Annotated in this window: 17 protein-coding genes; 9 read left to right on the top strand and 8 right to left on the bottom strand. The window is 69.3% G+C overall.

Annotated elements, in window-relative coordinates; genetic code table 11:
* The first annotated feature begins 29 nt into the window (after positions 1-29).
* Positions 30-677, top strand: coding sequence for an FMN-dependent NADH-azoreductase (locus QUC20_RS01070; RefSeq protein ID WP_120263759.1), 648 nt, complete (start codon positions 30-32; stop codon positions 675-677).
* 74 nt (positions 678-751) lie between these two features.
* On the opposite strand, the gene QUC20_RS01065 is transcribed toward QUC20_RS01070, so the two are convergent.
* Positions 752-2050, bottom strand: coding sequence for an alpha/beta fold hydrolase (locus QUC20_RS01065; protein ID WP_289330666.1), 1299 nt, complete (start codon positions 2048-2050; stop codon positions 752-754).
* A gap of 163 nt (positions 2051-2213) precedes the next feature.
* Positions 2214-5825: a S8 family serine peptidase gene (locus QUC20_RS01060; RefSeq protein WP_289330665.1), complete on the bottom strand. Its 3612-nt coding sequence runs from the start codon at positions 5823-5825 to the stop codon at positions 2214-2216.
* Between the two features lie 191 nt (positions 5826-6016).
* On the opposite strand from QUC20_RS01060, the gene QUC20_RS01055 reads away from it, so the two are divergent.
* The 5 genes from QUC20_RS01055 to QUC20_RS01035 all read left to right on the top strand — a co-directional run bounded on the left by QUC20_RS01055 (position 6017) and on the right by QUC20_RS01035 (position 10826).
* Complete coding sequence (locus tag QUC20_RS01055) at positions 6017-6559, top strand: ECF transporter S component (protein WP_289330664.1); 543 nt, start codon at positions 6017-6019, stop codon at positions 6557-6559.
* Between the two features lie 74 nt (positions 6560-6633).
* Positions 6634-8433 (top strand): ABC transporter ATP-binding protein, encoded by a 1800-nt coding sequence (locus QUC20_RS01050; protein ID WP_289330663.1) that lies wholly within the window; start codon positions 6634-6636, stop codon positions 8431-8433.
* On the top strand, positions 8430-9245 hold the full coding sequence (locus QUC20_RS01045; protein ID WP_289330662.1) for an energy-coupling factor transporter transmembrane component T: 816 nt from the start codon (positions 8430-8432) through the stop codon (positions 9243-9245). The genes QUC20_RS01050 and QUC20_RS01045 overlap by 4 nt, the downstream gene beginning before the upstream one ends.
* 109 nt (positions 9246-9354) lie before the next feature.
* Positions 9355-10266, top strand: coding sequence for a siderophore-interacting protein (locus QUC20_RS01040; RefSeq protein ID WP_289330661.1), 912 nt, complete (start codon positions 9355-9357; stop codon positions 10264-10266).
* Positions 10263-10826 carry an ECF transporter S component gene (locus tag QUC20_RS01035; RefSeq protein ID WP_289330660.1) on the top strand — a complete coding sequence of 188 codons (564 nt, stop codon included), beginning with the start codon at positions 10263-10265 and terminating at the stop codon, positions 10824-10826. Before QUC20_RS01040 ends, QUC20_RS01035 begins: the two co-directional genes overlap by 4 nt.
* A gap of 108 nt (positions 10827-10934) precedes the next feature.
* Here QUC20_RS01035 and QUC20_RS01030 read toward each other — a convergent pair whose 3' ends face one another.
* The 5 genes from QUC20_RS01030 to QUC20_RS01010 are packed head-to-tail and all read right to left on the bottom strand — an operon-like array spanning position 10935 to position 16032.
* Entirely contained in the window at positions 10935-12152 is a 1218-nt protein-coding gene (locus tag QUC20_RS01030) for a M15 family metallopeptidase (RefSeq protein WP_289330659.1), read from the bottom strand.
* A 50-nt stretch (positions 12153-12202) separates the two neighbouring features.
* Positions 12203-13360, bottom strand: coding sequence for a hypothetical protein (locus QUC20_RS01025; RefSeq protein WP_289330658.1), 1158 nt, complete (start codon positions 13358-13360; stop codon positions 12203-12205).
* Positions 13361-13371: 11 nt separating this feature from the next.
* Positions 13372-13872 carry an NUDIX hydrolase gene (locus QUC20_RS01020; protein WP_289330657.1) on the bottom strand — a complete coding sequence of 167 codons (501 nt, stop codon included), beginning with the start codon at positions 13870-13872 and terminating at the stop codon, positions 13372-13374.
* A complete protein-coding gene (locus QUC20_RS01015; protein ID WP_289330656.1) occupies positions 13869-15044 on the bottom strand; it encodes a DegT/DnrJ/EryC1/StrS family aminotransferase in 1176 nt (391 codons plus the stop codon). Before QUC20_RS01015 ends, QUC20_RS01020 begins: the two co-directional genes overlap by 4 nt.
* On the bottom strand, positions 15001-16032 hold the full coding sequence (locus QUC20_RS01010; RefSeq protein ID WP_282501861.1) for a Gfo/Idh/MocA family protein: 1032 nt from the start codon (positions 16030-16032) through the stop codon (positions 15001-15003). The genes QUC20_RS01015 and QUC20_RS01010 overlap by 44 nt, the downstream gene beginning before the upstream one ends.
* Positions 16033-16176: 144 nt before the next feature.
* Here QUC20_RS01010 and QUC20_RS01005 point away from each other — a divergent pair, with 144 nt between their 5' ends.
* From QUC20_RS01005 to QUC20_RS00995, 3 genes are all read left to right on the top strand, one after another.
* Entirely contained in the window at positions 16177-17352 is a 1176-nt protein-coding gene (locus tag QUC20_RS01005) for a glycosyltransferase (RefSeq protein ID WP_289330655.1), read from the top strand.
* A gap of 81 nt (positions 17353-17433) precedes the next feature.
* Positions 17434-18531 carry an MFS transporter gene (locus QUC20_RS01000; protein ID WP_289330654.1) on the top strand — a complete coding sequence of 366 codons (1098 nt, stop codon included), beginning with the start codon at positions 17434-17436 and terminating at the stop codon, positions 18529-18531.
* Positions 18532-18562: 31 nt separating this feature from the next.
* Entirely contained in the window at positions 18563-19627 is a 1065-nt protein-coding gene (locus QUC20_RS00995; RefSeq protein WP_289330653.1) for an Rv2578c family radical SAM protein, read from the top strand.
* A 438-nt stretch (positions 19628-20065) separates the two neighbouring features.
* Here QUC20_RS00995 and QUC20_RS00990 read toward each other — a convergent pair whose 3' ends face one another.
* Positions 20066-22426 carry a DEAD/DEAH box helicase gene (locus QUC20_RS00990; RefSeq protein WP_289330652.1) on the bottom strand — a complete coding sequence of 787 codons (2361 nt, stop codon included), beginning with the start codon at positions 22424-22426 and terminating at the stop codon, positions 20066-20068.
* Between the last annotated feature and the right edge of the window lie 422 nt (positions 22427-22848).

The raw sequence follows: 22848 nt of genomic DNA, 5'->3' as shown, positions 1-22848 counted from the left end.
TTTCATAGCCCCTCTGATCGGAGAAGCGCATGACCCTCTTCCGCCTGGATGCCAGCATCCTCCCCGCCACCTCAGCCAGCCGCGAGCTGGGCGACCTCGTCGAGGCCGAATGGCTCGCCGCTCACCCTTCGAGCAACGTCGTGCGCCGCGACATCGCCGCCGATCCGGTCCCGGCGACCGCCTGGCGGGATGCCGTGACCGCCGGCTTCACACCCGCCGAGCAGCTCACCGACGGACAACGCGAGGCGATCGCCCTGCGCGAGCAGCTGGCGGACGAGCTCATCGGCGCCGACGCCCTGCTCTTCACCGTGCCGCTGTACAACTACGGCGTCTCGCAGCACGTGAAGACCTGGTTCGACCTGGCATACACCGACCCGCGCATCGACCCACAGGGCACGGCGCTGCGCGGCAAGCCCGCGACCCTCGTCACCGTCTTGGGTGGCAACTACGAGCCCGGCAGCCCGAAGGAGGGCTGGGACCACTCGACCGGATGGCTTCGGCGCGTCTTCGCAGACGTCTGGGGCCTCGACCTCACGGTGGTCCACCGTCCCTTCACCCTCGTGGGAGTGAACCCCGCGCTCGACGCCTTCACAGAGGCGGCGGCCGAGTTGCGCGCGAACGCCGAACGGGATGCCGTCACGGCCGGCCGTACCCTCGCGGCATCCCGCCCCGCCTGACCGACCGCCACACCCGGCTCTCGCGTTCGAGGGGCGGGGCGCCTCGCCGGCGCTCCGCCCCTCGAATGCTCACCTCACGACATCGGGGTGCCGTTGCGGAGGTACTCCACCGCCTCGGCGGCGTTGTCGCCGTTGGCGAGCGAGCCGTGGCCCGCGTCGTCGAGGATGGTCAGGTTCCCACCGAGGAGCGCATGCGCGAGCGTGCCCCACGGCGCGGGGGTCACCGTCTCGGAGGCGTGAGCCACGATCTGCAGCTTGTCTCCCGCGTCACCGGAGGTCAGGACAAGCGGATGCGCCTCGATCGGCCATCCCGCGCAGGCGGACGTGCCCGCGAGGCCTCCGCTCAACGGGTGCTGCGTGCGAACCTGCGGATCGCTGCCGATCGCTTCGCTTCGGGCGAGGTGAGCAGACCAGACGGCCTCGGGGTCGGTCGCGCCGGTGTACGCGTTGCAGGTCAGGGCCGTTCGCGTCGTGAGATTGAAGGGCACGTAGCTGTCGGGCGATGACAGGCCGTCTACCACGACGTCGTCGGCGACACCGGCTTCGTCATCGCTGCCGTACGCGACGTCGGCTGCGACCAGATCGTCCAGGCTCATCGCTGCGTCGTGCCTGAGGTCGACCATGCTGTCCAGCAGCATGTGACGTACGCGGTCGGGATACTGGGCGAGATAGGCGGCGCCGAGCTCCGTTCCCCACGACACACCGACGTAGTCGACCTGGTCAGCGCCGATCGCCGCACGGACGCGGTCCATGTCGCGAGCCGCGTTAGCCGTGGTCAGCTGAGCGAAATACGCGGGGTCTTGCTCGACGCATGCCTCGTTCGCAGCCGCGACCGCGACCGAATAGTCCACCGCCACCCGCTCGTCCACGGTTCCCTCGGGCAGCGGGACGTCGAGCGAACCGTCGCAATTGATGCTCGTCGAGCCGCCCGTGCCACGAATGTCGATGCCGATGAGCGTGTGATCCGTTGCCAGATCCCCCATGCCGGAGGCTGCGAGCAGGGCGGGCGTCGTTCTCCCCTCGAGGCCCGGCCCACCGGGGTTGGTCAGGATCGTGCCGGCGCTTCGCCCCTCCGGCACCATTCGACTGACGGCGATGGTGATCTGCCGCCCGTCGGGATCGTCGTAGTCGAGGGGAACCGAGACGTTCGCGCACTGCATCCGATCGCCCCACCCGTCGAGCGGCGAGGGAGTCTCCATGACGTCATAGAGCGCGGCGACCTGCGAGACCAGACCGTCGCACGATTGCCACGCGATCGCGTCCGCCTGAGGGGACGTCGGTGCCGAGGGGGCGACGCTGCAGGCGCTGAGCAGTCCGCCGAGGGCGAGCAGAGTCGCGGGAAGGAGAATCGAGGAACGAGGTGAGTGATGCATGACGCCAGCCAAACAGCCCGGGGGATCGGCCGCGTCAGCCGGAGGACGCTTCCGCGGCATCCTCGCGAACGATGTCGGGGCCTACTCCAGCCGTACGCGACGGGGCGCCCGGACCGTCGTCCGAGCGCCCCGCTCATCCGCGCCGCAGCGCGTCAGCCGGTCATCACCACAGCACGAGGAAGCCGCTGAGCCCCAGCGATCCCTCGACCGTGTCGCTGCCGTTGTAGGTGGCGACGACGACCTTCAGTCCGCGCGACTGCCGAGGCAGCTCGACGCGCGCCGTGCCGTCGACGACATCCGCGCTGTAGCGGGTCGAGTTCACCCAGATGTCGACGGTGCCCGTAGCCGGGGCGCCCCCGGTCGGGGTGACCTTCACCGAAACGACGTACGGCTGCGAAGCCGTCCCGACGTACCGGTTGAGCGACACCGTCGTCGCCGAGGCGAACTTCACGAACACCTCGTTCGACACCGCGGTTCCGACCTGCGGGTTGCCCTCCGCCGTCGCGGTCACCCGCACCGACAGAGCCGTGCCGACATCGGCGCGCGTCACCTTGTACGACGCCGAGGTGGCGCCCTCGATGGGCTCACCGCCGCGAAGCCACTGATAGGCGACGCTCACCTCGGCGGGGTCCCACTCGCCGGCTGTGGCCGTCAGCGTCGCCCCGACCTTCGCCGAGCCGGTGACCTCGGGCGCGACGACCGCGACCGGGGCTCCCTGGCCTGACTCGACGTCGACGATCGTCCGGATCGACGAGTCGCCGTAGCGCACCACGCCCACGTACGACGTCTCGGGCTCGAGCCCGGCCCACGACAGGGTGTAGGTCGCGCTCTCTCCCTGCACCGTCGGCAGCGGGTCAGGTGTCGCGGTGAACTCGCCGCCCGACACCCCCGCCGCGACGACCGCGGTGGTGAGGTCGTAGGTGAACGGCTCGCTGAACGAGTACCGGTTGACCTTGACCAGGTAGGTGCCCGCGGTGGGAGCCGTGAGCGAGACCGCCTCGTTGGCCGACGCCGTCGCCGACGACCACTGCTCGTAGTAGCGCAGGTCGTCGGGACTCACGACGCGGTACACCGTCATGTCGAGGTCGGTCGTCTCGGTCGCCTCGGTCTCGACAGCGAAGCGCGCGAACTCGGTGCCCTCCGGAACGTCGACGATCTCGTACGTGTTGAAGCCGGCCTCGCCCTCGTCGTAGAACGAGTCCTGGTCACCGGAGTGTCCGGGCACCTCGGGGAAGTCCGGGTTCACGCGCAACTCCTGCGGAACGAGACCCGACAGACCGAGGTCGATCTCACCCGTCAGCGAGGGCGCGACGGTGACGTCGACCGAGCCCGTGACGCCCGTTCCCGAGACCGACGCCGGAGCGTCGACCGGCACCGGGAAAACGGCGATCGGCGAGCGCACATCGTTTGCTCCGCCCGTCCAGGTGAGGAAGCCGGTGGCCCACTCGCCCATCGGTGCGTCGACGCGCGACAGCGTGATCTCGACCGTGGCCGACTCGCCCGCCGCGAGCGTCACCGACGACGGCGACACCTGCACGTCGACGCCGGGGACGGATGCCTGCGCCTGGTACGTCCCGGCTTCGGTGGCCGTGATCGTGCGGGTCACCGTCTGCGGCGCGCCGAGCGCGCCGACCCCGATGGAAGGCAGGTTCAGGTCGCTCGGATCGATCGGGTCGACGCCGAAGTCACGCAGTCCCAGCCCCTGCAGGTACGCGGCCCAGTCGGCCGGACCGTTCAGGTAGAGCAGGCCCGGCTCGAAGTACTTCGTCGGGTCGGTCTGTCCGGCCCCCTGCGTGAACGGGTCGGTGACCGCGTCTCCGGCGGCGTCCACCGTGTCGTAAGCGGTGGTCATCATCGCCGACTTCACCTCGGCGGGAGTCGCGAGAGGGCGCTCACCGAGGTAGAGCGCGGCGAGGCCGGCGACGTGCGGCGACGACATCGAGGTGCCCGAGAGGATGCCGAACGTCGGGTCCTCGTCGATTCCGTTCTCGGTGGCCGCGAGGATCGCGACGCCGGGAGCGGTGATGTCGGGCTTGATGACATCGCTGCCGTCGGCGAGCATCGGCCCGCGGCTCGAGAAGCCCGCCACCTGCGGGACCGGGGTCTCGCTGCCGGTGACGTTCTCGCCGATCAGGGTGACGACGCGGTCGGTGCCGCCCTGCACGTACTCGAGCACGGCCGGTCGGGCGGTGTCGGCGACGTGCACGGTGGGAACCGAGTGGAAGTCGTTGTCGAGCGACGCGGGCGTGACGTTGGTCAGGATCATCCCGATACCGCCGGCCTCTTCGACCGCCTGCGACTTCTCGACACGGGCGTTCGACCCGCGGTCGCAGACGACGATCTTGCCGGTGACCTTGGCCGGATCGAGCGAGCCGAGCAGGCAGAGCTCGGGGGTCGCGGCACCGGCCAGACCGGCGTCGCCGGCGAAGACCGAGGGACCCGAGGTCGTGTCGCCGAAGCCGACCGAGACGGACGCACCCGCGAACTGGGCGGCCGAGGCGTCGCCCTCCTCACCGAGGCGGACGGTGCCCTCCCAGGTCGGGATGGTGGATGCCGCGACCGTGGCGTACCAGGGCGAGGCGTGATCGGCCGTGACCGGGTCGGGGCCGGAGTTGCCGGCGCTGGTTGCGACGAAGACACCCGCCGCCGCCGCATTGAAGAACGAGATGTCCTCCGGTGCGAGCACGGTCGTGGCCGAGCCGCCGCCGATCGAATAGTTGATGACGTCCACGCCGTCGGCGACGGCCTGGTCGATCGCGGCCAGCAGGTCGCTGAGCGCACAGATGTCATCCGTCGTGACGAGCGGGTCGGGCCCGACGTAGCAGGCCTTGTACGACGCGACCTTCGCGGCCGGCGCGACTCCCGAGATCGAGCCGAAGTCGACCCCCTCGACCGTCGCGTCGACACCGTTATTACCCGCGGCGGTGCTCGCCGTGTGCGAGCCGTGTCCGTCGCCGTCACGCGGCGAGAGGTGGTCGTCGGCGAACGAGAACCCGTTGGCGGCGGCACCCTCGCTGAAGTAGTGCGCCGCGATGAGCTTGGTGTTCAGGAGCGACGGGTCCCAGGCATCCTTCGTCCCGGCATCCTGATCGACGACCGTGCTGCGGAACTCGCCGCCGTCGGCCTTCGTGAACACGACCTCGTCGCCGTCGCGGTAGGGCTGAGCGCCCGCCGAGCCGCCGAGCGCGTCGCCGGCGAATGCCGGGTTCTCCGGCGCGATGCCGGTGTCGACGACGCCCACGACGACGCCTTCACCGGCAGCATCGATGCCGCCGACCTTCTCCCAGACGCCGCCGGCGCCCTCGAGGCCGAGGAACTCGGTCGAGGGAACGGCGTCGACGTGACGGATCTCGTCGGGGAAGACGCCGAGCACGCCCTTCTTGGCCGCGAGCTTGCCCGCCTGATCGGCGGTCAGCTGAGCCGCGAACCCGTTGAGAGTGGTCTGGTAGGTCGCGTCGGGGGTCGCGCCGACCTCGCTCGCGACCTCTTCTTGACGCTGTTCGAGGAAGCCGGAGTAGTCGGTCACGGCGCGCGACTGGACGTCGAGACGCTCGCCCTCGTCGGGCTTGGTCGGCGCGAGACCGGCCTCGCCGCCCTCGTAGGTCGCGACGGGAGCCTCATCGAGCAGGACGATGTAGCGCCCGCTCTCGCTCTCGATCGGAACCGGGATGTTCACCCCCTCTCCCGTTGCAGCAAAGGATGCCGTTGCGGCAGAGCTCGTGAACAGTGCAGCCAGGGATACAGCCGCGACTGTTCGCAGGGTGGTGCGAACCATGTGCGCTCCAGTGGGGGGATGGATGAGCAGTCCGCGCGGCGTCGTCGGCGCGCGGTGAAGTCAACCTAGCTCACAGTTCCGACACAAGGAACCCTCGGCTTTCATTCAGGTCACGGGAGCGTTGAGGTGACCGAGCCATTTCTCACGGCCGGGAGGGGAGCCCCGCGCCACCCGTCCCATAGGCTGGGCAGGTGGCCACGGCATCCCGCCTTTCGACGCGCGTCCTGCTCGTCTGCGCTGCCATCGGGGTCGCCACCGGCCTGCTCGGCGGCATCGAGGGATGGCTCGCGGTTCCCGTCATCACGGGCCTGCCGATCGTCTACGGCTTCCTCCTCGGCATCCACGTACTGCCCGGAATCGTGGCGCAGGAGACGCTGCGCCTGCCCTGGGTCGCGCTCATCACGCACCTGATCGCGGCGCTCGCATCCGCTGCCGTCGCGCCGCCCTACACGTTCCAGTTCCTCGGGACCGCCGTGCTGTTCGGCGGTCTGCAGGAGGGCGTCGCCGCTCTCGTCCGCTACCGCTCGTGGGCGCCGTGGCGGTTCTTCGTCTCGGGTCTCGTGATCGGCGTCGTCGTCGCCCTCGCGGTGTTCTTCGCCGCTCACCTCAGCGCCCTCCCGCTGTGGGCCCAGATCACGTACCTGGCTCTCGCCGTGCTCGGCCCCGTCGTCTGGACCGCGATCGGGCTGTGGATCGGCGTCGGCCTGCGCCGCGCCGGCGTCGCCCGGCGCTGAGCGCTCGGCCGCCCTTTCGACCCCAAGTTAGGGTCGGCTAAGCTAAGCGCAACCGATCCGATCCGAGGACGCCCGTGACATCCGCCGCATCCGGTGCCGCCACGGCGGGAACGCCGGTCGCCGCGACCGCATCCGCGCCGCTGCTCGCCGTGCGCGATCTCGCCGTGACCTACGAGGGGTCGGATGCCGCGGCGACGCGCGGCGCGTCGTTCACCGTCACCCCCGGCGAGGTCGTGCTGCTGCTCGGACCGAGCGGTTCGGGCAAGTCGACCGTCGCGCTGACGCTCAACGGGCTCATCCCCCAGTCGATCCCGGCGACGACCGAGGGCACGGTGCTCGTGTCGGGCGAGGATGCCGCGACCACCCCGATTCCGCGCCTGAGCACGCGCGTCGGCATGGTGTTCCAGGACCCCGACGCGCAGCTGGTCACCGGCACCCTGCTCGACGAGGTCGCCTTCGGCCCCGAGAACCTGCGGCTTCCCGTCGACGACGTCCTCGATCGCAGCGAGCAGGCACTGCGGCGGATGGGCCTCTGGGAGCGACGGCACGAGAACCCCGACCGCCTCTCCGGCGGGGGACGTCAGCGCCTCGCGATCGCGTGCGCGCTCGCGATGGACTCGCCCCTGCTCGTGCTCGACGAGCCCACCGCGAACCTCGACCCCGAGGGCATCGAAGACGTCTACGCCGCTCTGGGCGAGATCGCCGCCGCCGGCGACCGGGCGATCCTGCTCGTCGAGCACAATCTCGACGCGGCGATCGGCTTCACCGACCGCGTCGTCGTCCTCGATCACGGCGGCCGCACGATCGCCGACGGGCCGATCGACACGGTGCTGCGCGAACGGGCGGCCGAGCTGCACGAGATCGGGGTGTGGCTGCCGGTCTCGACCCTCGCGGCGCTGCGGCTGCGCGAGGCGGGCTATCCGCTCGACCCGCTCCCCCTGACGCCCGAAGAGCTGCGCGCGGGGCTCGAGGCAGCGGCATCCGGTGACGAGAATCGGACGATCACGCCACCGTCGGCGGCGACCTCCGATTCGGTCCGAGTTCCGCGTGATTCTCCGACGCACACGCAGACGCCGGTGGTCTCGGTGCGCGGCCTGACGCTCCGCCGAGGCCGGGCGACCGTGCTCCACGACGTCGATCTCGAGGTCGCAGCCGGCGAGTTCGTCGCGATCGTCGGCGCCAACGGGGCCGGCAAGACGAGCCTCATCCAGGCGATCGCGGGGGTCGTCCGCGGCCCGCGCGGGCGCATCGACCTCGGCGGCCTCGATCCGAACCGGGCCGACCCCCGCACGGTCGCCGAGCGCGTCGGCTTCGTCTTCCAGAACCCCGAGCATCAGTTCGTCGCGCATACGGTCTTCGACGAGCTCGCCCACGGTCTGCGCCGCCAGCGGATCGCCGACGACGAGGTGCGCGAGCGCGTCGACGGGATGCTGCGCCGCTTCGGCCTCGAAGCGCACGCCCACCGGCATCCGTTCCTGCTTTCCGGCGGTCAGAAGCGCCGCCTCTCGGTCGGCACGGCCCTGATCGCCGGCGCCCCGGTACTGGCTCTCGACGAGCCGACGTTCGGCCAGGACCGAGCCCGCGCCGACGAGCTGCTGCACGTGCTGCGCGACCTCAACCGCGACGGCACGACCATCCTCGTCGTCACCCACGACATGCAGCTGGTGAGCGAGTACGCCGAGCGCTGCGTCGTCGTCGGCGACGGCCGCATCGTCGCCGACGGACCGACCGCAGACATCCTCGGCGCCGACGAGCTGCTGCGTTCTGCGGCGCTTCGGATGCCGCCGCTGCGGCGCGCCCTGCACGGACTCGACGCGTTCCCGGAGCTGGCGGGCGTCGCGCGTCTCCGCGATCTGCCGCGAGGCCGGCGATGAGCGCGACGACCGACACCGCGCTCGATCCCTACGCGGCAGCGCCGGCATCGCGTCGGCTGCTGTTCGGGCTCAATCCGCTGGCGAAGCTCGCGGCGCCCGTCCCCGCGATGGTCGCACTCATCTTCACGCGCGACCTGGTGACGCCGCTCGCGCTGCTCGCGCTCGCGTATGCGGTGCTGCTCGGGGCGCGCTGGACCGTGCGCACCGTTCTCCTACTCGCGGTCGCCGTGCCCATCGGCATCCTGATGGTGGGAGCGGGGATGTCACTGTGGGTCGACGCTGCGCGGGTGGCCGATACCCCGGTGCTGCTCCAGCTCGGCGCGTGGAGCCTGCACGCCGGGGCGCTGCAGATCGGGATGGCGACCGGGTTGCGGCTCGGAGCGATCGCCGCGCTGGCGTTCATCGCCGGACTCACCACGACGGGACCGGACCTCGTGCGGGCGACCGTCCAGCAGCTGCGGGTACCGTATCGCGTCGGTTACACGGCGCTCGCGGCGTTCCGGTTCGTGCCGCGGTTCGGCTACGAGCTCGAGCTCATCCGGCAGGCCCACCGCGTGCGCGGCGCCGATGGCGGTCGAGGCCCGTTCGCCGCGATCGCGCGGTGGGGCGGTTACGTCGTCCCACTGCTCGCCGGAGCCATCCGGCACGCCGAGCGGGTCGCCCTCGCGATGGACTCGCGCGCCTTCGGCGCCCACCGCGACCGCACCGAGAGGCACCTCGTGCCCTTCCGACCACGTGACGTCGTCTTCGTCGCAGGTTTCTGGCTCGTCTCGGCGGCGATCCTCATCGCCCTCTTCCCCTGGACCGCGTGATGCCGGCCACACCCCGTCGACTCGCCACGTATCGCGGATGCGGGAGCGCCGGCATCCGCATGTGTCGGCGAGTCGACGGGTTGCGGCGGGCCTGGAAAGGATGCTGCGCATGACCCGCAACCTCGTCAAGCCCCTGACGCCCGGACTGGTACGTCTGGAGGTGCTACGCGCCGAGCGCCTCGCTCCGCACTGGATGCGGGTGACGCTGGGCCGCGGCGACATCGACCGATTCGTGCCGCTGGGCTACGACCAGTGGTTCCGTCTCTTCCTGCCGCTCGGCGGCGATGAGGCCCTCGACCGCATCCCGGCCAAGGCCAACAAGCTGTTCGGTTACCTGAAGTACCTCCGCATCCCCGAGGGCGAACGGCCGGTCATGCGCAACTACTCGGTGCGGGCGTACCGGCCGGCGGGGCCGTCGGGCGGTGCGGAGATCGACGTCGACTTCGTGCTGCACGGCTCGGGGCCGACCGCCGGACCCGCCTCCCGCTGGGCTTCACAGGCCCATGCGGGAGAGAGCGTCGTCATCATCGACGAGGGGCTGCGCTTCAACCCCGAGCGAGGCGTCGATCATGTGCTCCTCGTCGCCGACGAGACGGGGGCGCCGGCCGTCGCCTCCATCTGCGCGTCGCTTCCGGAAACGGCATCCGGAACCGCATTCATCGAAGCCCCGTCGAGCGACGACATGCTCGAGATCGAGGCGCCTCCAGGGGTCGAGGTCCGCTGGCTCGTCCGGGCGCCCGACGCGAAGCCGGGGTCAGCCGCCCTCGCGGCGCTGAGCGCGTTGGCGCCGGGCGCGTCGTCCGCGCAGCCCCTCCATGCGTTCATCGTCGGCGAGCAGTCGCTGCCGACCACCGCCCGGCGGATGCTCGTCGCCGACCACGGCATCCCGAAGGAACAGATCAGCTTCGTCGGGTACTGGCGCGAGGGCGCGAGCTCGCCGACCCCGAAGCCCCAGGCGGCATCCGAGCACGCGCCGGATGATGAACGCCGAGCCACGACGGAGCGGGAGACGCGAGCATGACCGCGGCACCCCGATCGCGCGCCGCGCGTGTCTCGACGGCATACCTGTTGACGTGCGCAGCGATCGGCGTCGCGGCGAGCGCCTTGCTCGCACCTGCGTGGGTCGCGTCGACGACCCTGTTCCTCACGGTGCCGTTCGCGACGGTGGCGATTGCCGGGCTGTGGGTTCTGCCCGCTGTCATCGCCCTCAGGCTGCTGCAACGCCCGGGAGCGGGGCTGCTCGTGGGGCTGATCTCGGGACTCGTGCTTGCACCGTTCTTCACGATCGGATCGGTCGCGACGATGCTCTACTGGTCGTTCTTCCCCGAGCTGCCGTTCCTCGCGACGCTCTACCGGCGCTGGAACACCTGGCTGCACTACGCGGGCGCCGCGATCATCGGCGCGACGTATCCCGTGTTCGCAGCGCAGTCGTTCGATCTGTGGAGCATGACCGCGCCCGTGCTCATCGGGTTCGTCGCACTGTGCATCGCCAGCTGCGTCGGAGCGACGTGGCTCGGCATCCTGATCGGCGACCGCCTGCGCGCCGCGGGCGTCGCGACCCTGGCCCGCCGCCGCGCCTGACCCCGCCTGCTCCCCCCTCTCCGTCGACTCGCCAGAGAGTGCGGATGCGGGGGCGCGGCATCCGCAGAACCTGGCGAGTCGACGGGCGGGCGCGGGCGCCGGGCCGGGTCAGTCGGCGTAGGTCGGTGCCGGAGGCATCCCGAAGAAGTCTTCGAGGGTGCGGTAGCCGCCCTCGGCGTAGAGCGCGGCGAGCTCGGGGCCGATGTACCGCAGGTGCCAGGGCTCGTACTCGTAGCCCGTGGTGTCGGTGAGCCCGTCGGGGTAGCGGATGATGAACCCGAAGCGGTGGGCGTTCGCGGCGACCCAATCGGATTGCGCGGTGCCGCCGAACTGCTCGATGGCTCCGCACCCGCCGTCGCAGGCGACGACGTCGACGGCGAGGCCGGTCTGATGCTCGCTGTGACCGGGGCGAGCGCTGGTGAGGTCGGCGTTGCTCTGGCCGAGCTGACCGACGTAGTTGCGGTACGTCGACACCTGGAAGTCGTACGAGCGGAACCCGCTGTTGACCCCGATCGTGCCCGCGCCCTCGTCTCGGGCAGCGGCCACGAGCTGCGCGAGCGCCAGCGCCACGTCCGCCCGCATGTGCCCGCCGCTCGTCCGCTCCACACCCTCGGCCCGCGCTTGCGGCTCAGGCCAGTAGTCGATCGGATCGAGCGCGTTCAGCTTGTTGACGACGACCCAGGTGCGTCCCGCCTCGTGCAGGTCGACGCAGGGGGCGGCACCGGCCGCGACGGCAGCACGGAAAGACTCCGCGCCGCCCGCAGCGGCGAAGACCTCCGCGTCGGATCCCGATGCCAGAGCCTGCGTGAAGGCCTGCGCGGAGCAGATGTCGGCCGTGCCGGCGGCATCCTTCGTCGCGTCGTCGACGGCCTGGTCCCCGGCAGCGTCGCCGGACTGCGCGGGCGCGGGAATCGACGACGCGTTGGGCGCGACGGCTGCGCGGTCGCCGAGAAGAGCGGCGACCGGGTCGGCGGGAGCGCCATTCGATCCGCTGAGCGCCGACGTGATGCCGGCGGCGCCGGCGACGACGAGTCCGACGAAAGCGAGCGCGGCAACGGCCGCGACAGCGCGGCGGCGGACGTAGACGGATGCCGGCAGGCGCACGGATGCCGTCAGGGCATCGGCCTCGGCCGATTCGAGCCCAGGTGATCGGCTGTGCGGTGATCGACCTGCCGGCGCCGGTGCGTGGTCGTCGCGCGGACGGGTGGTCGCAGACCCCGAAGCGGCGGCCCGCTCACGCAGCTCGCGCCGCGAGGGAAGGGGTCGCGCCTCCGTCGACCGCTCGCGTCGCGAGCGACGCGTCTCGGAGTCGGTCGGGTGCACCACGACCCCCATCCTGCCCTACGCGTTCGGTGCGGTTCCGATCGCAGCGCGGTTCATCCGTGAGCCGAGGTGCTCCAGTAGGCGGAGACGGTATCCGGGTCGAGCCGAGGGATGAGCGTGCGCCGAACGTCCTGGAGGATCACTCCCACCGCTGCCATGAGCGCCGTGTCGGTGACGAGGTCTCGCGCCCCATCCTCGACCCGCAGCGCACCCGGCACCATCGTCAGCGCAGCCTCGATAGCGCAGCTCTCGCCGAAGCGGTCAGAAACATGTTCGCCAGGATGCGCTGATGCAACGGCGACCTGTTCGCAGAGCACGATCACCGCGGCGCGAAGCTTGCCGTAGCCGGGTCGCGAGACGAAGGCAGAGAGGTTGTCGTCAACGAGCTGCTGCACAGCACCGGCAAACGCACCCCAGGCACTCGCCGGGGGGCGTATGTCCCACCGGACCACGCCGCGCCGCGGCTTGGCGTAGAGCATGGGCTGGGGGCGACTCCAGTGCATCGCGGGCAAGAGCCGCAGACCCGTCATCGGCTGATGCCGCCACCAGGCCCTCGGCGCCTGAGACACACCACGAAACACGGTGGCACGGCGCAGACCTTGCGAGGCGTTGCCGATGAGGCTCTCGCCCACGTCGTGCTCGACCAAGTTCGGATTGCTGACGAAATGCTTGAGACCGCGCGTGTGAGCGAACTCGAACAGAGCGTGATCGTCGGGGACCTCGAACGAAAGGCCACGAAGCCAGTCGGCGAACTCTTGCGCGAGGCCCGCCTTCATCAGCGCGGCCTGAGTGCCCAGGTAGGTGTCGACCTGCGGGATCCAGGCCGCCCCTATGAATGCGCCGACGCGAATCGCGTGTGAGGTGAACGAGCCCCATTCGCTGAAGAAGCTGAGCACGGCGTCCGGCTGAGCGGCCACCGCATCGATAACCTGCGGCTCGAACTGCGGATGGAGGAACACGTCATCCTGAATCACCAGGTGATGGGTGGCGGTGTGATCGAAGGGCTTCCACGCCTCCCTCGCCGTGCGGACGGTGCTCGGCCGTCCGGCCGGGTCGGGGTCGGTCACGACGCGCACGGCGAACTCTTCGAATGCGCTCGCCAGAGCTTCCGCGTGCGCTGCCCGGCGCGGATGCGTCATCACCGAGACGGAGATAACGGGTCGCGGGAACAAGCTATCGGAGGGCTCGCTGAGTGGGATCGTTGCGCTCACGCTCGCGCTTGTCATTCCGTGGAAGCCGAGGCGAGCAACTCGCGCGCGATCACCTTCACGGAGGGGAACGCGTCGAGCTCGTCGATCTCGATGCTCGAGAACCAGCCCGCGTCGTGAACCTCTCCGACCGCGGGCGTCAGGGCGCCGCGCTCCGACGTGTGCAGCACGAAGGCCATGTCCATATGGATGTGCGCGGGTTCGCCGGGGCGCTCAGGGATGAGCTGATAGCTCATGCTGATCGGGAGGTCGAGCTGAGCTTCGGTACGACCGTCCGCGGAGAGGTCGACGCCCGTGTGCGGGCGCAGCACGGCTGCCACGCCGGTCTCCTCGAACACCTCTCTGACGACCGCCGCCTGGGGCGTCTCGTCCTCGTCGACATGACCCCCCGGCGGAAGCCACTTCGCGAGCTTCTTGTGATGGATGAGGAGTATCCGGTCCTCTGTGGGATTGAGCACGTAGCCACTGACGGTGAACTGTTTTGCGTACGACGCGGTTCGATCGATGATCGTCATCGTGCGGCACCGTTCACGCTGGCGCTCACCGCGCCGACAATCAACTCCAGATCAGTCGAAGTCAACCCTTCGTGAGTCGGAACGGTCACGATCTCCCGGAACACGCGTTCCGCTGCGGAGCACGCGGCCGTCCTGTAAGCCGCGAAGGCTGGTAGGTCGTAAAGCATGGTTCCCCCGAATCGATGCAGGTCCGAGATCACGCCGCGCTCAGCGAGGCGTCGTCCGACCTCTTTCATGTCGAGCTCCGTCGAGTCACGGCGGAGGACGAGAGAGTAGTAGTTGGGGATGCCGAGTGCTCGCGCCTCCCATTCGTGCAGCGGAACGCCGAGTCGTGCAAGTTCATCCGTGATGAAGCGAGCATTCCGAGTGCGCTCCTCGATCTTCGCGTCGAGCCGATTGAGTTGTGGGATTCCAAGCGCCGCACCCAGCGCCGATATACGAAAGTTCAGCCCGAAATCGTGCCCGTATGATCCCGCCGTGCCAGGCTGGCCCGGCGCGTCTTGCTGCAGCTTTCCAAAGTCCCGCACCGCACGGAGCCCCGCGATCAGATGCGGCTGCTCGGTCAGGATGAAGCCCCCCTCGCCGGTCGCGATGAGCTTCCGCTCCTGAGTACTGAAAAAGGCGGCGTGCCCGATCGTTCCCATCCGCGCGCCCGCTTCGACTGATCCGTGGCAGTGAGATACATCCTCGATGAAGAAGACGCCGGCATCATCCGCCAGCTGACGCAGCCGGGAACTATTCGCTGGGTACCCCCACATGGGGACGGTCACGACCGCTTTAGTACGGGGAGATAGAACGGCGGAGACAGCCAGAGGGTCGAGACCGAAGGTCGACGCTTCGATGTCGGCGAACACCGGCACCGCGCCCACCGCGATGACGGGCAGAAGACTCATCACGGGGGCGGTTGGGGGAAGAATGACCTCGTCACCCGAACTGATGCCCGCGGTTATCAGGAGGGCATGCAACGCAGACGTGCCGCTGGACACCGCGATCGCGGTGCGGCCGAAGTAACTGCCAAGCGCTGCCTCGTACTCGGCCACGCTCGCCGCGGTGCCGGCGAGTTGCCGGGTCTCAAGCGCCGCCAGCACCGCCTGGCGCTCAGCATCTCCGACGTTGACGTAACGGTTCTCATGCAACGGGCGCTCCGATCCTGGTGTGCTGGTGCTCGACACGGTCCATCACCTCGTACATGTGGAGCGCGTTCTCGATAGTGTGCTCTGCCAAGGCGCCGTCGATGGCGCCGATGAACTCCGTGAACTGCCGCTCGTAGCCCGTCCGACGATAGCCGCTTGACATGGGACTCGGCCGCCACGTACTCCGCCACCACTTGGGGGACGCAGTGTAGAGGTGGTCCTGGTCGTGACTGTAGACCTCGACCTCCAGCAACGAGTTGACGACGATCGAGTTGCCGCGATCTGAGACCGCTTGAAGCGACCAGTCGAAGTAGGGCGAGCTCGACGAGGCGACCAGTTCCGCGGTGAAGGGCGTCAGCGTCCCGTGTCGCGTCATCTGTTTCCGGAGCGTGACGAGGTAGCCGGCGTCCGACTCATAGGTATCGATGCTCTCATCGTCATCGAGCGGTTGACCGAAGTCGAAGACCACTCCGAGCGCATGAATGACCTGAGAGAGCAGGAACGACCGGAGGCGTCGTCCCGTGGTCCACAGGTCATCGTCCGGCTTGTTGTTCATGTGAGCGACACGGAGGTAGCTGAGCCTTCCGAACGACTCCTCGGCCAGCGCCGCTCGAACGAACTGCAGCGGCTCGCTGTAGCCGAAGTTCAGACCAACTGACGTGATCGTGCGGTGGATTTCATTCATTTGGACGAGATCGCGCAGGGCAGTCGTGCTCAGCGTGGGCGGCTTCTCGATGAACGTCGGCATGCGAGATGGGATGGTTCGCCGTAGAACGGCTTCGTGAACCTCCGGATGGCTCGCTACGACGACGGCATCCAATTGCTCCAGATCCAGCATGGAATTGAAATCAACGTACGCAGCCGCTCCGTACGTGCGCGCGGCCCTGTCGAGGCGGGTTCGATCGGCGTCGCAGACAGCGACCAAGTCGACGTGGTCGACGAGCCCGAGTGCGGGAAGGAGGTTGTTCCACCCCTGCTCACCCACTCCAATGAATCCCACTCTCTTTGCAGCTGACGTCGATGTCACAGCACACTCCCCAATCCACCACGGTGTCGTTGATTCCAGTTTGGTGACTTCCATCCCACCCACCGGCACCAGAGCGTACGAGCATACGTGCGATGGAAAGTGAGTAGCATTGGCCACTCATCGTCACAGAAATCAGGAAACTTCATGGCGCGCGTACTCCTGGTCCCATGGGGCAGCGGCAACGGCCACATCATGCGAATGCTCGCTCTAGCCCGCGCCGGCCGGGAAAGCGCGCACGAATTCACCATCGCGACGGACACGCCCAGCCAGCAAGACCTCGTCACTCGGGAGGGATTCGAGGCGGTCACACTTGGCGACCCCTGGGCAGCTCGCGTCGGCTCCTGGGGTGGTTGGCACATCGAGGAGCGGGTCGCCGAGGGCGTGAGGTCAGACTTGCGTCTCCTCGATCAGACGCAGCCGACAGTGGTCATCCACGATGGCAGACCGACGCTCGCGATCGCGTGCTGGCGCCGAGGGGTCCGTTGCACCGCCGTACTGCAGAGCATTCACCTTCCACAGCACCGCTACGCGGGGCGCGGCGTGGAGGAAATCTGGACCAGCGGCAACGCCACATTCCATGCCGTTCTCGCGCGGATGGGCTCGTCGTACCGGATGAGCGACCTGCGGGAGCTCATCAGTGGGCCCCCGACGTTCATACCGAGCTTCCCGCCCTTTGACGCACTCGGCGCGGAGGTCGACGGCTCCCGATACATCGGCCCTTTGACAGGCGTCTCGTCCCCACTGCCCGCGCGGCGCGCAGGCCCCGAACCCGATCGGGACGTGGTGCTCTACCGCATGGTCGGCACGCCTCAGCTGCTGCGCTCTGCCGAACGAGCGTTCGGCGAACTGGCAGAGCGAGTGCATATCGTCACGGGTAGCGCCGCCGAGACCGCTGCGCTCAGAAACGCGTCGGCGGGGGCGTTCGCTATATCCACACTGCTGCCCGCCGACACGCTGAGTCATGCACGTGTCGCCTTCACGCATGGCGGTCATGGCATAACGCTCACCATGCTCCAGCTCGGGGTCCCATCGGTGGTCGCTCCCGGCGGGAGCCCCGAGCGAGCTGAGAACGGCGACCGACTCGAACACCTCGGCGCCGGAGTCGTCCTCAGAGGCACGGCGCCGATCCACTCATGGGCGGCGCACGACGCTCGAGAGGCGACCTTCGATTGGAGAACCGTCCGCGACGCCGTCCACGTCGTCGCGGAGGAGGAGGCATACCGCGCCGCGGCTCGGTCGCTCTCAACCGCACTGGCTCGATACGACCTCGCCACGGAATACCGACGGCTCTTCATGTCGGCGTCCGTGCCAGAGCTCTGAACGCCGATGAGAGCTGCATCCCGCTTTCGCGCGCACCGAAGCGCCTACACGGTCGTCGCCGCCACCGCGCTGGCGAACGGAGTGACATCCGTCGGCATTCCGTTGCTGCTGGCCTCCGCGGGCCTCGACTCGGTCCAGATCGCTGCGTTCTTCATCTTCAACGCCGCCGTGGCGGTCCTGCTGAACACCGTGGCCCTCCGAGCGATAACGCGCCGCCAATACCCTCCCCAGGCTCTTCGGCTCACGACGGCCCTCTCAGCCCTCGGCATCGCGATCATCGCGTTCAACCCCACCGAACCGGCCCTGCTCTACACAGGTGGAGCACTCATGCTCTTGACCACGATGACCTTGCCGCAGATCATGGGCAGGACCTCCCGACAGGCACCCCCTGCCGACCGCGACGCGATCGTCATTGATCTGCGACAGATTCTGGTAGCCGGCTACATCAGCGGCCTCCTTTTTCTATCGCTCGCGAGCCTCGGCGGCCCCCTCGCCCTCCTCGCCGGCGCGGCGTTCACAGCAGTGGGCGCAGTGGCGAGTTGGTCGCCCCGTCTCGCCCAGACGCTCGAACCGGAGCCGACCCGCCCAGTGGCGTCTCACCGGGGCGCGCGGTCGGTCGCCATTGCCGCACTTATCGTCGCGATCGGGTTGGTGGGGACCATGAAGGCCGTCGACGCTCTGCGGGGAATCTACCTACCCGTCTATATCGTCGAGTCGGGGCTACCTGCCTCACTGGCCGCGGCTCTCTTCGCCGCCACCGCGATCGTCGAACTCGCCGTTCTCCCCCTCTTAGCGATCGTGACCGCACGCATCGGCCCCGCGCGCTGCCTTGCGTTCGTCGCCGCCTCCGGCACCGTTGCTTTCCTCGTTCCCTTGCTGACCCCCGGCGTCCCGGGACTCGTCGCCTCGCAGGTCATCTATGCAGTGTTCGCCGCAGGCTTCCAGGGGGTGGGGCTCGTCTTGCTTTCGCGCGTCGCGAGCCGGGATGCCGGCCTGGGCGCCGGGCTGTACGTCGCGGTGATCCAGATCGGCACGGTGATCGGAGCAGTGTCCCCGCTTGCTGCGTCGACAACGCAGCAGGGCATCTTCGTAGCGGCGATCGCGATGTGCGGCGTCTGTGTCGCTTTAGCCATCGCTCTGGCGGCGATGAGGAAGCCGACCGAGGACGAGCGCGGTTGACAACCCTTCGAATATCTGTTCGAATCTTCTCATGCGATGGCAAGGGCAGCAGATGGGCGTGGCGGATTCCGCTGCGTTGCCCGGCCTCGAGACGCTCAACGGCCTCGTGCGGTCGGTGACGACGCCGGACTTCGCGGGCGTGACCTTTCACGAGGTCATGTCGCGTTCGGCGCTCAACCGGGTTCCGGGCCCGTCGGCGATGCCGTTCGACTGGACGGTCAACCCGTACCGGGGTTGCACGCACGCGTGCGTCTACTGCTTCGCGCGCGGCACGCACGAGTACCTCGACCTGGATGCGGGTGCCGACTTCGACTCGCAGATCGTCGTCAAGCTCAACGTCGCCGACGTGCTGCGCCGCGAGCTCTCGAAACCCAGCTGGGCGCGCGAACAGGTCGCTCTCGGCACGAACACCGATCCCTATCAGCGTGCGGAGGGCCGCTACCGGCTCATGCCCGGCATCATCACCGCCCTCGCCGACAGCGGAACACCCTTCTCGGTGCTGACCAAGGGCACGCTGCTGCGCCGTGACCTGCCGCTGCTGGCCGACGCGGCGCGTTCCGCGCCGGTCGATCTCGCGATGTCGATCGCGGTGCTCGACGAGCCGCTGCGGCAGGTGCTCGAGCCCGGTGCACCGACGTTCGCCGCGCGCCTCGACACGGTGCGAGCCGCCAGCGCCGCGGGATTCCGGGTGACGGTCTTCCTCATGCCGATCGTGCCGCACCTCACCGACTCGGTGGATGTGCTCGATGACGCACTGAGCCGCATCGCGGACGCCGGTGCCGCGCGCGTCGTCTACGGCGCGATGCACCTGCGGCCGGGCGTCAAACCCTGGTTCCAGCAGTGGCTCGCGCGTGAACGCCCCGACCTCGTGCCGGTGTACCGCGGCCTGTACCCCGGGGCCTCGGTGCAGGCACCGCAGGGCTACCGGCGCATGCTCGCGGCGCGCGTCCGGCCTCTGCTTGCGCGGCACCGCCTTCGGGGCGGGCTCGAGGAGGAAGAGGCGCAGCCGAGCACCCGACGGTTCCGACCGGGACCGGTGGTTACGACCTCACGAGGCCGAGCCGCTGCCGCGGCATCCGCTCCGACCCTGTTCTGAGCCCGTTCCGACCCCCGGGCGCCGCTCCGAGCCCGCGGGCGCCACGGAGCCGTGCCCGCGCGCGGGGTCGGCGCAGCCCCATCTCGTGCCGCCGTCAGGCTCAGCGCACAATCCGAGACCGCCAGGCGGCGCGAACCTCTGCTCAGCCTGCAGACGGGACGGGTCGCCCGGCACGGGTCGGACCGCGCAGGCACAACGTACGGGCGAATCCGCCGGGCCTAGGCACACGGCCGCGGGCAGAGCGCGGGCCGGCCAGACCGGACCGCCAACAGGCTCAGACTCGATCCAGGGCCGATTCCGCGGTCCAGACGGCCTTGCAGCCTGTTGACGGCACACCCGCGACGCCACACCCGCGACGCCACACCCAACGGAAACGCCCCGCCGACCGCCACGACCGTCGGATCACAGCGCTCGACGGGGCGTCGACGGGGCGTCAGCTCAGGCGTCGACGTTCGCGAGCTGGCGGCCCGAGACCTCTTCGAGGATGTCGTCGCCGGGGCGCACATCGTCGAACGGGGCGTCGATCTCGGCACGCTCGAGCATCTCAGTCATGCGACGGCGACGCTGACGCGTGATCAGGGTGACGACCGCGCCCGCCCGACCGGCACGGCCGGTGCGTCCCGCACGGTGCAGATACGTCTTGTACTCGTCGGGCGCGTCGGCCTGGATGACCAGATCGATGTCGTCGACGTGGATGCCGCGGGCTGCGACATCCGTCGCGACGAGCACCCGCACCTTGCCGTCGGTCAGACGCTGCAGGTTGCGCGTCCGCTTGCCCTGGTTGAGGTCACCGTGGAGCGCGACTGCCGCGATTCCGGCATCCTCGAACTGCTCGGCGAGCATCTCCGTATAGGCACGGGTGCGCGCGAAGACGAGGGTCTTGCCATCCCGGTCGACGAGCGAGTTGAGGATCTCGGCCTTGTCGCGGTGGTCGAGGACGAGCACGCGGTGGTCGATCGTCGACGTGTCCTGGCTCTCGCCCGCGACCTCGTAGACGGCGGGCTCGACGAGGAACTCGTCGACCAGAGCGGCGACCTCGCGGTCGAGAGTGGCCGAGAACAGCAGCTTCTGCGCGCCGTCCTGCACGAGACGGAGGATGCGCTGCATCGGCTCGAGGAAGCCGAGCTCGCTCATGTGGTCCGCCTCGTCGAGGACGACGATCCCGACCTCCGAGAGGTCGAGCTTGCCCTGGTTCTGCAGGTCTTCGATGCGTCCGGGGGTGCCGATGATGATGTCGACGCCCTTCTTGAGCGCACCGACCTGACGGGCCTGCGGAACTCCGCCGTAGATCTGCGTCGTGAACAGACCGACGCTGCGCGCGATCGCCTGGACGGTGCGGTCGATCTGCAGCGCGAGCTCACGCGTCGGCGCGAGGATCAGAGCCTTCGGCGAACGTCCGAACTCGCGACGCTTGCCGGCCTGGCTGCGCAGGATCGACTCGACGAGCGGAGCGCCGAACGCGATCGTCTTGCCCGAGCCGGTGCGACCACGAGCGAGAACATCCTTGCCCTCGAGGATCGGCGGAATGGTCGCCGCCTGAATCGGGAACGGGGATGCCGCGCCGAGCGCGTCGAGCTGACGGACGATGTTCTCGCCGAGGCCGAGATCGGCGAACGACGACTGAGCGACGGATGCCGCATCCACGGCCTCCGCCTGCAGGCGCTCGTGGACGGTGTCGACGTGATCCTGGTGTGCCTTCGACTTCGTCTCGGCGTTCCAGTCCGACCGGTTCGGCCGGTCGCCGGCGTCGCGGCGGGGACGGTCGCTGACGTCGCGGCGGGGGCGGTCGTCGAACGAACGAGCCGGACGGTCATCGCGGCGGGGACGGTCATCACGGTTCGGGCGGTCCGAGAAGTCACGACGCGGACGATCATCGAACGAACGAGCCGGACGGTCGCCGAAGTCACGACGGGGACGGTCATCACGGTTCGGGCGGTCCGAGAAGTCACGACGCGGACGATCATCGAACGAACGAGCCGGACGGTCGCCGAAGTCACGACGGGGACGGTCATCACGGTTCGGGCGGTCCGAGAAGTCACGACGCGGACGATCATCGAACGAACGAGCCGGACGGTCGCCGAAGTCACGACGGGGACGGTCATCACGGTTCGGGCGGTCCGAGAAGTCACGACGCGGACGATCGCCGAACGAACGAGCCGGACGGTCGCCGAAGTCACGACGGGGACGGTCATCACGATTCGGGCGGTCCGAGAAGTCACGACGCGGACGGTCGCCGAACGAACGAGCCGGGCGGTCGCCGGAGTCACGACGCGGACGGTCATCACGATTCGGGCGGTCACTGAAATCACGAGGCGGCCGGTCATCGAACGAACGAGCCGGGCGGTCGTCACGACGGGGACGGTCATCACGGAAGGAGGGCCGCGCGTCGCCGAAGGTGCGGCGATCGTCGCGCGGCTGCGCCTCATAGGGGCGGCGGCCACCGGCATCCGATCGACGATCGTTTCCGTAGCCGCGCTGCTCCCGCGGTGCGCGGTCATCGCGACCGCCGCGGTCATCGCGGAAAGAACGCTCGCCGCGTCCGCCGCGGTCATCGCGCGCCTGCGAGCGGATGCTGCGGGCTTCGTCACGACCCGCACGGTCCTGCGAGGACCAGCGGTTCTTGCGACCGGTGTCTTCGCTCTCGGCACGGTAGCCGCGGTGACCGGGGCTCTTGCTGCCGGGGGTTCCCGCCGACGACTGTCCGGGGCGACGCTTCGCGTCCTGGTACGAGGTCTTCTTGCCGTAACGGGGCTCGAAGTTCTGAGCGCGGCCGCCGGCCGGCTTCTTGTTCTTGGGCATGGGTGTGTCCTTCTGGGTTCTCTGCACGAGAACAGCGCCCGCGCGCACGCGAGCAAACCCGGACATCCGTCGGCCGGGGGCCATTCACATGATGGTCATGCGCGCCGATCGGCGCTCACCATCGGCCCCATGGACTCACAAAACCTGTCGCGATCACGCGCTGCCCAGAGCCGACCCGCCCACGATACGGCATCCGCCTGAGAATCCGCCCGCCGGGTTACCCGGTGCCGATGCCCGGACTCGATGGGTGCCGCGACGCAAGGCTTCCGGCACGACACCCCGACTCGTCACCACCGGCCACGGCGCGCCGCGCGCGATCCATTGCATCGCGGCGAGTCGACAGCCCCGACAGAGGACGCCGATCGCCCGTCGGGCCGAGCGCACGAGGCCCGATTCCCGCGGTGCGGCGGCGTCGACGCGAG

Origin of the sequence: Microbacterium arborescens, from assembly GCF_030369635.1 — a bacterium.
Classification (GTDB): Bacteria; Actinomycetota; Actinomycetes; order Actinomycetales; family Microbacteriaceae; genus Microbacterium.
The sequence above is the reverse complement of the archived record's forward strand: the minus strand, read 5'-3'. Positions and strand labels throughout refer to the sequence as shown.